This is a genomic window from Paucibacter sp. KCTC 42545 (assembly GCF_001477625.1).
GTDB lineage: Bacteria > Pseudomonadota > Gammaproteobacteria > Burkholderiales > Burkholderiaceae_C > Paucibacter_A.
This window is the reverse complement of sequence record NZ_CP013692.1, coordinates 3,327,361-3,341,091: the sequence shown is the minus strand read 5'-3', so window position 1 is coordinate 3,341,091 and position 13,731 is coordinate 3,327,361. Positions and strand designations below refer to the sequence as shown.

The window sequence follows — 13,731 nt, the reverse complement described above, 5'->3', positions numbered from 1 at the left end:
CTGCGCTGCGCCTTGCGACTTCAGTTCTTGAGGCCGCCCCAGGCCTTGGGCGCGGCACCCAGCACGCCGGCCAATTCCAGCACACGTTCGGCGCTTTCGTTGATCAGCTCTTCGATGCTTTGCGGGTGGTGATAGAAGGCCGGCAGGGGCGGGAAGATGATGGCGCCCATTTCGGTGGCGGCCGTCATATTGCGCAGATGCGCCAGATTGAAAGGCGTCTCGCGCACCATCAGGATCAGGCGGCGGCGCTCCTTCAGGGTGACGTCGGCGGCGCGCGTCAGCAAGTTGTCGCCGAAGCCGTGGGCCACCGAGGCCAGGGTCTTCATCGAGCAAGGTGCCACCACCATGGCGGCGGTGGCAAAGCTGCCGCTGGCCACGCAGGCGCCCACATCGGCGGGGGAGTAGGCGAAGCTGGCTTCGCGCTCCAGGCTCGATCTGTCCAGGCCCAGTTCGTGGTGCGCATTCAGCACCCCGGCGGGGGTGACGATCAGATGCGTTTCCAGCCCGAGCTCGCGGCCACGGCGCAGCAGACGCAGCGCGTAGGCTGCGCCGGTGGCGCCGGTGATGCCGACAACAAGCCTTTGCGGCGTTGTCACTGAGGGGCTCAGGCGCTGGTGGCCAGGGTCTGTTGCAGCTCGCCGGACTCGTACATTTCCATCATGATGTCCGAGCCACCCAGGAACTCACCGTTGACGTAGAGCTGGGGAATGGTGGGCCAGTTGGCGTAGTCCTTGATGCCCTGGCGCACTTCGGCGTCGTCCAGCACATTGAAGGTCTTCAGGTCGGTGACACCGGCGGCCTTGAGGATCTGGATGGCGCGGCCGGAGAAACCGCACATGGGAAATTGCGCCGTGCCCTTCATGAACAGGACAACACGGTTGTTCTTGACCAGCTCGTCAATGCGCTGCTGAACGTCGCTCATAGCTCTACACCCCTTGGTTAATTAACTGGGGTGGATTATCGGTCAGGCGTAAAGCCCCCGAATTCAGTAGCTGTACGACAGGCCGAGTTGCAGCACCGGCTGGAAGCGCAGATCGCGCAGCAACTCATCCATGCCTGGCCCGCGGCTATTGCCCAGGCGCAGGCCGGTGCTATTGCTCAGCAGCCCTAAGTCGGCGCTGAAGCCCCAACCGCCGCGCAGCGACTGGCCGGTGTAACCCAGGCCCAGGTATGACATGGTGGTGGTCGGGTCGCCCGCTTCCAGGCCCGGTGAACTGCTGCCCAAGCTACGCTGGCTGATGGACCAGTTTTGCCCCAGTCTGGCGGAGTTTCCGCCCATCGCTGAGCCCAGGCCGTGCTGGCTCATCGAGCGCGGCCCCAGCAGCATGCCGCCGGTGGCGCGCAGCCCGCCTTGCACGCCGCCAAGGCCGGAGCCGGTGAGGAAATAGTCGCCCATCAGCTGGGCACTGAGTAGGCGAGAGGCCGAGCCGCTGTAGGCCTTGTCGGCGTCCGGGCTACCCAGCTCCAAGCGGGCCTGCCATTTCAGGCCATCGCTGGGCTTGGCCGCCGCGGCAATATCGCTGGCGTGGGCGGGCTTGGGTGAAAAAAGCAGCGCGCTCGTGGCTGCCAAGGCCAAGAGCAGACTTGCTGAATACTGGGAGGCACGCAGGGAGGGCAGACGGTGAGCTGAACACGCGGTCTTCATGGCGGTCTCCTGCGGCAGTGGTTTTGGATTGATGCTACGTCAGGCCGGTCCGCAGGGAAATGACAAATTGCCGGTGAAGCGCTTCCTTTTGTGGCGATCAAGCCACCCCACCATCACACGATCAGGCCGTCAGATCATCAAGCCGGCCAGCGCCCGCCGGTGACGCGCGGCTGCTCGCCCAGATCGCGGCGCAGGCTCACTTCGGCAAAGCCGCGGGCCTGCAGCGCCGCAGCAACGGCCGGCGCCTGGTCGTAGCCATGCTCCAGCAGCAACCAGGCGCCGGGCAGCAGATGCTCGGGCGCCCCGTTGATGAGGGTGAGCAAGTCACGCATGCCGGTGGCGTCATCGCGGCCGGGCGTCAAGGCGCTGAGGGGTTCATGGCGCAGGGCGGGCAGGTGTTCGTCCTGCCCGGCGATGTAAGGCGGGTTGCTGACGATCAGCGCGAAACGCTGGCCGTCCAGCGGCTCCCACCAATTGCCCTGGTGAAATTGCAGCGGCAAGTTCAATTCGCGTGAATTGGCTTGCGCCACGGCCAGCGCGGCCGAGCTGAAATCCAGCGCGTGCACATCGGCTTGTGGATGGCCGGCCTTGATGGCCAGGGCGATGGCGCCGCTGCCTGTGCCCAGGTCGATCACGCGCGGCAGGCCGGGGCATTCGGCGCGCAGGATTTCCAGCGCCCAGTCCACCAAGGTTTCGGTGTCGGGGCGCGGGATCAGGGTGTCGGGCGTGACGCGCAGGCGTAGGCCGTGGAATTCCTTTTCGCCGGTCAGATAAGCCAGGGGCATGCCCTCGGCGCGTTGGCGGAATTGCTGCAGCAGGCTCTCGGCCACCTCGGCGGCCAAGGGTGCATCGTCATGGCTGATCAACCAGGCGCGGTTGCGCTGCAGTGCATGGCCCAGCAGCAGCTGGGCATCCAAGCGATCCAGGCCCATGGCTTGCGCTAACTGCAGGGCGGCGCTGACATCGCTCGGCGCCGTCATGCCGACTTGCCTTCTTCCAGAATCGCCAATTGCTCGGCGGCCTGCGCGGCTTGCAGGCCGGCGGCCACATCGTCCAGGTCGCCGTCCATGATGGCGCCCAGCTTGTAGAGCGTCAGATTGATGCGGTGGTCGGTCAGGCGGCCCTGCGGGAAGTTGTAGGTGCGGATGCGGTCGCTGCGGTCGCCGGTGCCGATCAGGCTCTTGCGGGCCGCGGCGTCTTTGGCGGCGCGCTCGTTGCGGTCTTTGTCGCGCAGGCGGGCGCTCAGCACGGCCAGGGCTTTGGCCTTGTTGCGGTGCTGGCTGCGGTCGTCCTGGCACTCGGCCACCAGGCCGGTGGGCACGTGGGTGACGCGCACAGCGCTGTCGGTCTTGTTGATGTGCTGGCCGCCGGCGCCGCTGGCGCGGTAGGTGTCGATGCGCAACTCGGCCGGGTTGAGGGTGATTTCCTCGGCCTCGTCGGGCTCAGCCAGCACGGCCACGGTGCAGGCGCTGGTGTGGATGCGCCCCTGCGACTCGGTGGCCGGCACACGCTGCACGCGGTGGCCGCCGGATTCGAACTTGAGGCTGCCGTAGACCTTCTCGCCGTTAATGCGCAGCACCAACTCTTTGTAGCCGCCCAGATCGGATTCACTGGCCGACAGCACCTCGGTCTTCCAGCCGCGCCGCTCGGCGTAGCGCAGATACATGCGGGCCAGATCGGCGGCAAACAGCGCCGACTCGTCACCGCCCGCGCCGGCGCGAATTTCCAAGAAGGCCGGCCGCTCATCGTCCGGGTCGCGTGGCAGCAAGGACAGCTGCAGGGCCGCGTGCAAGCGCGTCATCTCGGCCTGCGCGGTGGCGATTTCTTCCTTGGCCATATCGGCCATCTCGGGGTCAGCTAGCCAGGCTTGCGCCTCGGCCAGATCGGCCTCGCATTGCTGGTATTGGCGGTACTGGCTGACCAGCTCGGAGATCTCCGCCTGCTCTTTGGTGAGCGAGCGGTAGCGCTTCATATCGGCGGCGGCGCTGCCGTCGGCAAGAATGGTGTCAAGCTCGGCCAGGCGGTAGGCCAGGCGCTCGAACTGCTGGCGCAGTGAATCTTTCATGGGGCGAATTCCGGGAGCAGGGCGACAAGCGCATGCGCCAAGCCTTGTAGCAGGGGCAGGCGGGCGGGCAGGGGGGTGAAGCGCTGTCGCTAATGCTCGCGGCTGTTGCCGTTATCGCCACTATCGCCACTATCGCTGGTGACCGCGTTAGCCGGGTTGCGGCTGCTGCCGCGCAGGAACAGGCGCGAGACGGTTTGCGCCAGCTGCATGCGCTGCTCGCCTTCGCTGGCGTGCAGCTCGGCCAGGGTGCCGTGCAGCATTTTCTGGGTCAGGCCGCGCGACAGCGCTTCCAGCACCACATCCACATCCGCGCCCTTGGCCAGCAGCTTGCGGGCGCGTTGAATCTCATGTTCGCGCCAGCCATCGGCTTGGGCATTGAGCGCCAGGATCAGCGGCACCGTGTGGCGCTGGCCCAGCCAGTGCACAAAGCTTTGCACGCCGGTTTCGATGATGGTCTCGGCCTGCTGCACAGCGGCCTGGCGTTTCTCGCCGGCGGTTTGCACCAGGCTGGCCAATTCGTCCACGGTGTAGAGGTAAACGTCGTCCAGCTTGGCAACTTCGGGCTCGATATCGCGCGGCACGGCCAAGTCCACCATGAACATGGGCCGGTGCTTGCGCGCCTTGAGCGCCCGCTCCACCGCGCCCAGGCCGATCAAGGGCAGGCTGCTGGCGGTGCAGGAAATGACGGCGTCGAATTCGTGCAGGCGCTGCGGTAGGTCGGCAAGGCGGATTGCTTCCGCGCCCAGGCGGCCGGCCAACTTTTCGCCGCGCTCCAGGGTGCGGTTGGCCACGGCCATGGCCTTGGGATTGCGGGCGGCGAAATGGGTGGCCACCAGCTCGATCATTTCGCCGGCGCCGACAAACAGCACTTTGATTTGGCTGAGGTCTTCAAACAATTGCGCGGCCAAGCGCACCGAGGCGGCGGCCATGCTGATGGAGTGGGCGCCAATCTCGGTGGAGCTGCGCACTTCCTTGGCCACTGAGAAGCTGCGCTGAAACAGCTGGTGCAAGGTGCTGCCAACGGTGCCGGCTTGATCAGCCTCGCGCACTGCCTGCTTCATCTGGCCGAGGATTTGCGGCTCGCCCAAAACCATGGAGTCCAGACCGCTGGCCACGCGGAAGGCATGGCGCGCTGCGGCGCTGCCTTCCAGCACGTAAGCGTGATCCATGAGCGCGCTGGAGCCCACACCGCCGATGCCGGCTAGCCAATCCACGGCGGGCTGCACCATGCCGGGTTCGCCCGCCACATAAAGCTCGGTGCGGTTGCAGGTGGACAAAATGGTGGCTTCGGCCGGCCGACCCGCTGACATTTGCTGGCGGAAACCGAGCAAAGTGGGGGCCAACTGCTCCAGCGTGAACGCGAAACGGCCGCGCAAATCCAGAGGCGCGGAGTTGTGGTTCAAGCCGAGGGCGAAGACTGACATGGCAGGATTATAAAATTGACAACGATCAGACCAGCCGCTCAAGCAGGGCGAGAGCCCATTTTGTGCACACAAATGTCTTGAGCTAGCTCAAGACTGCGCCGGATTTCCCTTCACCCCAAGCCCCAAGGCCGCCCACTTGAGCCCCATCGACGCCTTCTGGCATTTCAGCAATCTCTTTGCCCCGGCTTGGGTTTTGGCCGGCCTTCTGGCCTTATTCGCCAAGCTGCTGTGGCGGCGTGAACTTAAAGCCTTGGCTTGGCGCCGCTTGGCCACCTGGGGTGGCGTGGGCGGCAGCCTGGCTACCCTGGCCGCCTTGGCCCTACTGGGCCGCGACGGCAAGATGCTGGGCTATGCCTTGCTGCTGCTGGGCATCTGCCTGCCGCAGTGGTGGCTGGCGTTCAGGCCCAAGTAGCTTTCTTGCAGGCTTAGGCCAGGGCAGTTTGCTCGTCAGCGATCAAGACTTCGGCGCGCAGGGAGTGCGCGAAGGCCTGGGTGATCTTCACGTCCACCAGCTGATTCATCAGGCGCGCATGGCCCTTGAAGTTGACGATGCGGTTGCACTCGGTGCGGCCCATCAGCTCGGATGCATCCTTGCGGGCATTGCCGGTGACGAGGATGCGCTGGGTCTGGCCGACCATGGTCTGGCTGATGGCCAGGGTGTTGGCCTCGATCACGGCTTGCAATTCCTGCAGGCGCTTGACCTTGACTTCATACGGCGTCAGATCCTCCAGCGCGGCGGCCGGTGTGCCGGGGCGCGGGCTAAAGATGAAGCTGAAGGAGGCGTCGAAGCCGATATCGTCCACCAGCTTCATCAGCTTGGCGTGATCTTCTTCCGTCTCGCCGGGGAAGCCGACGATGAAGTCGCTGGCGATGCGGATGTCGGGGCGGATGGCGCGCAGCTTGCGAATCGTGCTCTTGAACTCCAGCGCGGTGTAGCCGCGTTTCATGGCCATCAAGAGGCGGTCGCTGCCATGCTGAACCGGCAGGTGCAGATGATTCACCAGCGCGGGGATCTTGGCGTAGGCGTCGATCAGGCGTTGGCTGAATTCATTCGGGTGGCTGGTGGTGAAGCGCAGACGCTGGATGCCGGGAATTTCGGCCGCGTATTCCAGCAGCAGGGCCAGATCGGCAAATTCGCTCGTACCGCCCATTTTGCCGCGATAGGCGTTGACGTTCTGGCCCAGCAGGTTGATTTCCATCACGCCCTGGTCGGCCAGGCCGGCGATCTCGGTCAGCACATCGTCAAAGGGGCGCGACACCTCTTCGCCGCGCGTGTAGGGCACGACGCAGTAGCTGCAGTACTTGGAGCAGCCTTCCATGATCGACACAAAAGCCGAGGCGCCTTCGACCTTGGCGGGCGGCAGGTGGTCGAACTTCTCGATCTCGGGGAAGGTGATGTCGACTTGGGGCCGGCGCTGGTCGCTGCGGGCGGCAATCATGGCGGGAAGGCGGTGCAGGGTTTGCGGGCCGAAGACGAGGTCCACATAGGGTGCGCGCTCGATGATGGCCGCACCTTCTTGGCTGGCCACACAGCCGCCCACGCCGATCAGTACGCCTTTTTCCTTCAGGTGCTTGACGCGGCCCAGGTCGCTGAACACCTTCTCCTGCGCTTTTTCGCGCACCGAGCAGGTGTTGAACAGAATCAGGTCGGCTTGCTCAACATCGTCGGTCTTTTCATAGCCTTGCGCGGCGCCCAGGACGTCGGCCATCTTGCCCGAGTCGTACTCGTTCATCTGGCAGCCGAAGGTTTTGATGAAGACTTTTTTGGTCGCGGGGGTGTTGGTGCTCATGGGGTGCTCGGGTGTGATGCGTGGGGGGCGCGCTGTTGGCGGGCGCTGTTTGGGCGCGCTCGGGCGCGCCAGCTGACGTGGCCGCTGTGGCCACGATGGCCGTGGATCAGTGGCTCAGCGCTTGAGCCAGGTCTGGGTGGCGGGATCAAAAGCCCAGGTGGCGGCCTCTTGCGCTGTGCGCGGCCAGGTCTTGTTGGCCAATTCGGCCGAGTTCAGCACCCAGACGTCCATCAGCAAGCCATTGGGGTCTAGCGTGTAATGCACGGTCAATTTCTGGCCTGCCACGCTGCCGGGGGGCAAGAGCATGTGTGCATCGCTGCGCAGGCGCGCGCCGGGCGCCATGCGGGCCGCCTTGCCGTTCAGCGTGACATCAGGGCTTTGTTGCACCACCAGTTCGCCGCGCAAGGTTTGCGGCGTGAAGGGGCGGTGGGTTTGCGCGTGCGCCGATAGGCTCACAGCGGCGGCCGCAAACAGGGCGGCAATGGCACAGCGGTTCATGGTATTTGTCCAGGGGCTGCGTTGATGGGATTAACCCACCATTGTAATTTACCCCCGGTGCCCGGACCTTAGCCATCAACGCAGCGCTGTGCATCAATGCTCAGCGGCCAAGCCGGGCAAGCGTACGCAAACGGACGTGCGCCTCCGCGTGCTGCCGCTTGGAGCACAAAACACCGCCGAGCTGGCTGTGCGGCATTCAGTCTGAGCTGGCCTGCGCTTCCTTCGCCGCCGGCGCCAGGCTTGCCAGCGCTTTAGCCAGGCTGCTGGTGCTGGGCTTTTCCACGAAGACGCATTGTTTGCCGTGGCGCTTGCAATGGTCTTTGACGCGCCAGTAGGCGTCATGGCTGATGCAGCCGGTCTGGCAGATCACCAGGTCGGCGGCGGCCAGGCTGGCGTCGAGCTTGGCGCAGGCGTCTTCCTCGCCGCCGTCGTGATGCAAAAAGCGGCCGCCGCTGCGTTCCACCAATTGGCGATAGATGGGAATCACGCCGCGTCGGCCGCCCACGCAGAGGATGGCGCGCTCGCCCAGCTGTGGCGTGGTGCTGCCTGCTTCTCCCGATGTGCTGTTGCTGTTTGGGCACGCAGGCGTCGCTTGCAGAGTGTCTTGAGCGCCTTGCGCGGCCTTCGCCTCCTCGTTGCGGCGGCGTTCGCGTTCCAGCTGTTGCTGGCTCGCCAGCAGGGCGCGTTCCAGATCCTGGATGCGGCTGAATTGATGTTGGATCTGATCGGCCTGAGCGTGGCGTTGGCGCAGTCCTGGCACGGCGGCTTCCAACTGCGCCAGCTCATCGCGCAAGCTGGCGAGCAAGGTAGAGCTGCCCAGCAACTCCGCCCGCAAACGCATCAGCTCGGCGGCTTGTTGCGCGTTCACCGTGGCGCGCTCTTCTAGCAATTTGCTGCTGCGGGCCTGGGCCCTAGCCAATTCGCGGCCGAGGACCTGGTTCTCGGCCTCCATCGCTTCCAGTCGCTGCAGATCAGCGCGGTTGGCGCTGCCGACTTGGTGTTGCAGCATGTGAATGTCGCGCAGCACCTGTTCTTGCAGGCCGGCATCACAGCGGGCATGGGTCAGCGTCGCCCACAAGGCGCCCGCCACTTCTTGGCCCTGGCAGGCCTCCTGCCATGCCTCGCTCAATGCCTGAGTGCTCTTGTGTGCGGCGGCCGCGCGAATGCTGCGCACAAAGCGCTGCTCCAACTCGGCTTGCAGCAACTCGGCAATGGGTGAGCGGCCATCGCAGGCATTGATGGCGCCGCAGTGCAGCTCGTAGTCATTCAGCCGCGTTTCGCCGCCGAGCAGCTTGTCGACCCGGCGGCGCAGCACGGCCATGGGCAGGCAAACGCCAATCACCGGGCACAGCGCCTGCGTGGGCAGATCCCACAAGCGCCGCCGCCGGGAGCCACCGTCGCTTTTGTTTGCTGCCGTGGGCAGTTGAGGCGAACTCGAGAGGGTGCTGCGACCGAGTGCTGCAGCGGTGTGTGTCAGCCTTGCGGCTTGCCACGGCTCCGGCTGTTCATTGAGCCCCTTGGCTTTGTGCTCACACATGATCTTGCTTCCCCCTTTGTTACTGGCTCTGGTCCCGAATGAGTTAATCATAAATGAGAATCATTCGCATGTGAGTTGATTTCGCGGGAAGGCAAGCGGAGCGGGTTGGCTGCAGGCGCGCCAGCAGTCTTCGAAAGCTTGTGTTTGGCTGCGATGGACCCCAACTCGCTCAAGGGCAACTCGGCCGACGACGCGCCGGCGCAAGCAAACTCGGCTAGCAAAGTCTTCGGTGTCATGAAGGCACCGCTCCAACTCAATCACGAATGCAATGTGGTTGACGGCCTCCGCATTGGCGGCAAGTGATTCACCTGAGAGCTCGACACCGCCGGCCATGCCGCCGTTGAATTGGCCGCCATCGCGCCCGCCTGCGTTCAGATCCGCGAAGGTCTCGCCACCCTGCATGCGCGTGACAGCCGCGACGGTGGATTGGCACGGTTCAGATCGGTAGACGTAGTCCGTTCGGCACCCCTGCCGTCATCGCCGCGACCTAATTTCTCAATAGATTGCGAAGAATTCACAAACAAGGGGGTCGAATGAGGAAGTATGTTTTGTCTTTGGGCAAGGTCGCCATCGGTGCCGCTGTGCTTGCCACAGTGCCCAGCGCCATGGCGACGGTTTTGAATTTCGACGATTTGCCTGACGGCGTCGTCGCGGCCAATTACGGCGGGCTCGACTGGTCCACCGCTGGCTGGATCGCTTTCTCGACCCCTGCTGCACCTTACACCGCCAAATCCGGCGATGGCCGCATCACCAATGACTTTCAGGGCAGCGACGCAGCCAGCCTGATCCGCTTCGGCACATCGGGCCAAACGGCGCGTTTCGACGGTGCTTACTTCGCCGGCCTGGGCGGCGCCTTGCTGAGTTTTGAGCTGCTGCTGAAGGGCCAAGTGGTCGCCACCAGCGCCACGCTGGACCCATCAGCCACGCCGACCTTCCTGGCCAGCGGCTATGCCGGCCAGATTGATGCGGTGCGCATCAAGAGCCAGAACCATGGCGAGTTCGTGATGGACGACTTCAGCTTCACCCAAGCCGTGCCCGAGCCGCAGACCTATGCCTTGCTGTTGGCCGGCCTGGTGGTCGTTGCCCGCGTGGCCCGGCGCAAGGCCTCGGTCTGAGTCCATCTCACTCTCTTTCGAAAGCATTCATCATGACGCAACAAGATCGTCGCGGTTTTCTGCGCACCGTGGCCTCGGCTGCGGGCGCATCGGCCGCCCTGGCCAGCTTCCCGCCCGCCATTCAGCGCGCCCTGGCCATCCAGGCCAATAACCGCAGCGGCACTATCCAAGACGTCGAGCACATCGTCGTGCTGACCCAGGAAAACCGCTCTTTCGACCATTATTTCGGCACGCTGAATGGCGTTCGCGGCTTTGCCGATCCCTTCCCGGTGCCCGTGGCCGACAAAACCGGCATCACTGGCCGCACGGTCTGGGTGCAGCCCAATGCCGTCACCGCCGTGCCCGGCCGTCCAGCCACCGGCCCAGCTGCCATTGCACCTTTCCATCTGAACACCGCGCAGAACTTTGCCTTCATGCGTGTCTCGGGCACGCCGCACTCTTGGGCCGATGCGCAAGCCGCCTGGGACCAAGGCCGCATGAACGCCTGGCCCAAGGCCAAGCAAAACCATTCGATGGGGCACTTCAAGGAAAGCGATATGCCCTTCCAGTTCGCGATGGCCAATGCCTTCACGATCTGTGACCACTACCACTGCGCTACCCAGACCGGCACCAACACCAACCGCCTATTTGTCTGGACCGGCACCAATGACGGCCAGCGCTTGGGCAACGGCCCTTCGACCGACAACAGCCATGAGTGGTTCAACGAGAACCCGCTGGACGACTACACCTGGACCACTTATCCCGAGCGCCTGCAAGCCGCCGGCATCACTTGGCAGGTCTACCAAAACCTGAACGACAACTTCACCGACAACGCACTGTTCGGCTTCCGCCCCTTCCGCGACGCCTTCTACAAGCGCCCCGGCTACTCGGCCGAGCTGGCCGAGCGCGGCATCAATACCCGTGATCTGGACAAGCTGCGCGAAGACGTGTTGGCCAACAAGCTGCCGCAAGTCAGCTGGATCGTCGCCACCGCCGAAGGCTCCGAGCACCCCGGCCCCTCCAGCCCGGCTCAAGGTGCCGACTACACCGCCAAGGTGCTGGACGCATTGACCGCCAACCCCGAGGTCTGGAGCAAGACGGTTCTGTTCATCAACTTCGACGAGAACGATGGCTTCTTCGACCACATGCCGCCGCCGGCCGCGCCCAGCTATGTGACTTGGGACGCTGATCCAGCCAAGGCCGAGCTGGCCGGTGCTTCCACCGCCGACACCGCCGGTGAGTACCACCACATCCTCAACGGCACGCCGGCCACCCACCAGCACAAGCCCTATGGCTTTGGCCCACGCGTGCCCATGTACGTGATCTCGCCCTGGAGCAAGGGCGGCTGGGTCAACTCCGAAGTCGCCGACCACACCTCGGTGATCCAGTTCATCGAAAAGCGTTTTGGCGTGATGGAGCCCAACATCAGCGGCTGGCGCCGCGCCGTGGCCGGAGACATGACTTCGGCCTTCAACTTCCGCGACCCCAACGATGCAGCCTTCTTCGACAAGCTGCCCAAGACGCTGGAGCTGGCCACCCGCGCCCGTGCTTTGCCCGGCACCACCACCCCGCCCACACCCAGCGGCCTGCAAGCCCCGGTGCAAATGAGCGGCCCGCGTCCGGCGCGCGCCTTGGCTTATGAGCTGCACACCACCGCAGCCGTCAAGGTGAACCCAGGTCGTGTCGGCTCCAGCCGCATCGAGCTGCAATTCGCCCACACCGGCGTGACCGAGGCGCCTGCAGCGGTCTTTCACGTCTATGACCGCCTGAACCTGGCCGCGCTGCCCCGCCGCTACACGGTGGAAGCCGGCAAGCGGCTGGTCGGCACCTGGCAGCCCAGCACGAGCGGTGCTTATGACCTGTGGGTCTTGGGCCCGAACGGCTACCACCGCCACTTCACCGGCAATGCGCGCCGCGTCGCCGCGGCCGCCCAGCCTAACCCCGAAGTGCATGTGACGCCGGACGCCGTCAACGGCGAGCTCATCATCGAGTTGAGCAACGCCGGCAGCTTCGCCTGCAGCATGACCTTGGTGGCCAATAAGTACTACGCGGTGGAGCCGCAAACGGTCAAGCTGGCGCCACATGCAAGCATCACCGTGCGCCTGCCGCTGAAGGACAGCGCCTATTGGTACGACTTCAGCGTGCGCGTGGTCGGCCAGGCCGACTACAGCCGCCGCTTTGCGGGCCACCTGGAAACCGGCGAACCCTCGATCACCGACCCGGCCATGGAAGGCCCGGCCCAGCTGAACCAGTACCGCCTGCCGGTCTGAGTTCCAGTTGCAGCGTTCACCTATTCACATTGATTGATTTGCGGAGAATTTTCATCATGACGAGCAAGACCCTGATTCGCGGCGCCGCCGCCCTGACCCTGTTGGCCGCCAGCCTGGCCGCTCACGCCACCAGCTTCGGCAGCAATCTGATCATCAATGGCGACGCCGAAGCCGGCGCGACCGGTTGGACCGCTTACGAGGGCACCGACCTGTTCCAGTCGGTCGACTACGGCAGCAACTGGGTGCGGCCCAGCGAGCCCGGTCCGGTCAACCGCGGCGCCAAGATGTTTGCCGGTGAAAGCTCGGCTTTCTCGGCCGGCTTCCAAACCCTCAACGTCAGCGATCTGAGTGCCAACATCGCCACTGGCAAGGTTGCCTTCGACCTGAATGGCTATCTGGGCGGCTGGACTAGCCAAGGCGATAACGCCCAGTTGCTGGTGACTTTCATCGACGCGGCCAATGCCGACATCAGCAACATCACCCTGGGCCCAGTCACCCCTGCCGACCGTGGCAACCAGACCGGTCTGCTGTTCCGTCAACTCAAGGGCTTTGTGCCGGTCGGCACCGCGCAGATCAAGTTCGATCTGACCATGGAGCGCTTGAATTCCAGTGACAACGACGGCTATGCCGACAACCTGGTCTTCTCGCTGACCAATGTGGCCGCCGTGCCTGAGCCCCAAACCTATGCCTTGATGGCGCTGGGCCTGGGCTTCCTGGGCGCTGCTGCGCGCCGCCGCAAGGCCTGACCGCGGGCAAGAAATCCTATCAACGCAGCCGCGATGCGTCGTGGCTCGGATGCTCGAACCCTTCACGTACATGGCTTACGTGGAGGGTTTTTCGCTTCGCCCGCCCCGGGGCGGGTGTGACTTGCTGATAGTGCCTGCTGTTGAAGCGCCCGTGAGCGCGCAAAAAATGGCGCCACGCAGATGACAAAACAGTCATCCCGCCGACGGCATTCTGTCGAGGCCCGCTTCATAAAGTACTCCTGGGACGCATCAAAAGCGCTTGCGCATTTGGCACAAGCCGCGTCTTGCAACAGGAGAGATTTGTATGAAGTTCCAGACCTTGAAAGCCGCTGTTCTTTTTGCTGGCATTGCCCTGACGGCTCAAGCCGCCTTGGCCGCAACGAGCGCCACCTTGCTCAACGGCAACTCGGTTTACGGCGTGCCTGCACAGGCGACTGCGGCAAGCAAAGTCATCGATGTGACGAAGGCGGCGCAACAAATCAATCTCAAATGCGGCGAGGTCGTCAGCTTCCGCAATGGTGATAAATCCTTCACCTGGAAGTTCGACAGCGTCGGCCATGCGGCCGTTGACTTGGCTGCCATCGCGCCCGCGGGTTTCGCTGGCGCTGGCATCAAGGTCTATGTGGAGCGCAACGAGGGTGAGCGCAACTAAGGCCCAGGGT

General features: G+C 64.3%; 14 protein-coding genes. 5 read left to right on the top strand and 9 right to left on the bottom strand.

Going from position 1 to position 13,731, the window contains the following annotated elements; translation table 11 throughout:
- Positions 1-20: 20 nt before the first annotated feature.
- The 6 genes from AT984_RS14500 to hemA all read right to left on the bottom strand — a co-directional run bounded on the left by AT984_RS14500 (position 21) and on the right by hemA (position 5,134).
- Complete coding sequence (locus tag AT984_RS14500; RefSeq protein ID WP_058720703.1) at positions 21-596, bottom strand: UbiX family flavin prenyltransferase; 576 nt, start codon at positions 594-596, stop codon at positions 21-23.
- An 8-nt stretch (positions 597-604) separates the two neighbouring features.
- Positions 605-922, bottom strand: coding sequence for a Grx4 family monothiol glutaredoxin (grxD, locus tag AT984_RS14495; RefSeq protein ID WP_058720702.1), 318 nt, complete (start codon positions 920-922; stop codon positions 605-607).
- Between the two features lie 63 nt (positions 923-985).
- Entirely contained in the window at positions 986-1,645 is a 660-nt protein-coding gene (locus AT984_RS14490; protein ID WP_156422040.1) for a hypothetical protein, read from the bottom strand.
- A 137-nt stretch (positions 1,646-1,782) separates the two neighbouring features.
- Positions 1,783-2,625 (bottom strand): peptide chain release factor N(5)-glutamine methyltransferase, encoded by an 843-nt coding sequence (gene prmC / locus AT984_RS14485; RefSeq protein ID WP_058720700.1) that lies wholly within the window; start codon positions 2,623-2,625, stop codon positions 1,783-1,785.
- Positions 2,622-3,710: a peptide chain release factor 1 gene (prfA, locus tag AT984_RS14480; RefSeq protein WP_058720699.1), complete on the bottom strand. Its 1,089-nt coding sequence runs from the start codon at positions 3,708-3,710 to the stop codon at positions 2,622-2,624. The genes prmC and prfA overlap by 4 nt, the downstream gene beginning before the upstream one ends.
- An 89-nt stretch (positions 3,711-3,799) precedes the next feature.
- Entirely contained in the window at positions 3,800-5,134 is a 1,335-nt protein-coding gene (gene hemA / locus AT984_RS14475) for a glutamyl-tRNA reductase (protein ID WP_058720698.1), read from the bottom strand.
- 136 nt (positions 5,135-5,270) lie between these two features.
- Between hemA and AT984_RS14470 the strand changes: the two genes are divergently transcribed.
- A complete protein-coding gene (locus AT984_RS14470) occupies positions 5,271-5,546 on the top strand; it encodes a hypothetical protein (protein WP_058720697.1) in 276 nt (91 codons plus the stop codon).
- A 13-nt stretch (positions 5,547-5,559) separates the two neighbouring features.
- Here AT984_RS14470 and miaB read toward each other — a convergent pair whose 3' ends face one another.
- The 3 genes from miaB to AT984_RS14455 all read right to left on the bottom strand — a co-directional run bounded on the left by miaB (position 5,560) and on the right by AT984_RS14455 (position 8,797).
- Complete coding sequence (gene miaB / locus AT984_RS14465; protein ID WP_058720696.1) at positions 5,560-6,924, bottom strand: tRNA (N6-isopentenyl adenosine(37)-C2)-methylthiotransferase MiaB; 1,365 nt, start codon at positions 6,922-6,924, stop codon at positions 5,560-5,562.
- Positions 6,925-7,038: 114 nt separating this feature from the next.
- Positions 7,039-7,422, bottom strand: a complete 384-nt coding sequence (locus AT984_RS14460) for a hypothetical protein (RefSeq protein WP_058720695.1) — start codon at positions 7,420-7,422, stop codon at positions 7,039-7,041.
- A 196-nt stretch (positions 7,423-7,618) separates the two neighbouring features.
- The gene (locus AT984_RS14455; protein ID WP_197418108.1) at positions 7,619-8,797 is read right to left on the bottom strand and encodes a DUF2325 domain-containing protein; all 1,179 of its coding nucleotides are present in this window, start codon (positions 8,795-8,797) and stop codon (positions 7,619-7,621) included.
- Positions 8,798-9,492: 695 nt separating this feature from the next.
- Here AT984_RS14455 and AT984_RS14450 point away from each other — a divergent pair.
- From AT984_RS14450 to AT984_RS14435, 4 genes are all read left to right on the top strand, one after another.
- Positions 9,493-10,074 carry a PEP-CTERM sorting domain-containing protein gene (locus tag AT984_RS14450; RefSeq protein WP_156422039.1) on the top strand — a complete coding sequence of 194 codons (582 nt, stop codon included), beginning with the start codon at positions 9,493-9,495 and terminating at the stop codon, positions 10,072-10,074.
- A gap of 32 nt (positions 10,075-10,106) precedes the next feature.
- The gene (locus AT984_RS14445) at positions 10,107-12,323 is read left to right on the top strand and encodes a phosphocholine-specific phospholipase C (RefSeq protein WP_058720692.1); all 2,217 of its coding nucleotides are present in this window, start codon (positions 10,107-10,109) and stop codon (positions 12,321-12,323) included.
- A 56-nt stretch (positions 12,324-12,379) separates the two neighbouring features.
- Positions 12,380-13,069, top strand: coding sequence for a PEP-CTERM sorting domain-containing protein (locus AT984_RS14440; RefSeq protein ID WP_058720691.1), 690 nt, complete (start codon positions 12,380-12,382; stop codon positions 13,067-13,069).
- Between the two features lie 304 nt (positions 13,070-13,373).
- Positions 13,374-13,721, top strand: a complete 348-nt coding sequence (locus tag AT984_RS14435; protein ID WP_058720690.1) for a CzcE family metal-binding protein — start codon at positions 13,374-13,376, stop codon at positions 13,719-13,721.
- The last annotated feature ends 10 nt before the right edge of the window (positions 13,722-13,731 follow it).

Excerpts from the sequence above, each read along its gene's own strand:
- grxD (WP_058720702.1), bottom strand. The coding sequence starts at position 922 with ATGAGCGACGTTCAGCAGCGCATTGACGAGCTGGTCAAGAACAACCGT.
- AT984_RS14490 (WP_156422040.1), bottom strand. The coding sequence starts at position 1,645 with ATGAAGACCGCGTGTTCAGCTCACCGTCTGCCCTCCCTGCGTGCCTCC.
- prmC (WP_058720700.1), bottom strand. The coding sequence starts at position 2,625 with ATGACGGCGCCGAGCGATGTCAGCGCCGCCCTGCAGTTAGCGCAAGCC.
- prfA (WP_058720699.1), bottom strand. The coding sequence starts at position 3,710 with ATGAAAGATTCACTGCGCCAGCAGTTCGAGCGCCTGGCCTACCGCCTG.
- hemA (WP_058720698.1), bottom strand. The coding sequence starts at position 5,134 with ATGTCAGTCTTCGCCCTCGGCTTGAACCACAACTCCGCGCCTCTGGAT.
- miaB (WP_058720696.1), bottom strand. The coding sequence starts at position 6,924 with ATGAGCACCAACACCCCCGCGACCAAAAAAGTCTTCATCAAAACCTTC.
- AT984_RS14460 (WP_058720695.1), bottom strand. The coding sequence starts at position 7,422 with ATGAACCGCTGTGCCATTGCCGCCCTGTTTGCGGCCGCCGCTGTGAGC.
- AT984_RS14450 (WP_156422039.1), top strand. The coding sequence starts at position 9,493 with ATGAGGAAGTATGTTTTGTCTTTGGGCAAGGTCGCCATCGGTGCCGCT.
- AT984_RS14445 (WP_058720692.1), top strand. The coding sequence starts at position 10,107 with ATGACGCAACAAGATCGTCGCGGTTTTCTGCGCACCGTGGCCTCGGCT.
- AT984_RS14440 (WP_058720691.1), top strand. The coding sequence starts at position 12,380 with ATGACGAGCAAGACCCTGATTCGCGGCGCCGCCGCCCTGACCCTGTTG.
- AT984_RS14435 (WP_058720690.1), top strand. The coding sequence starts at position 13,374 with ATGAAGTTCCAGACCTTGAAAGCCGCTGTTCTTTTTGCTGGCATTGCC.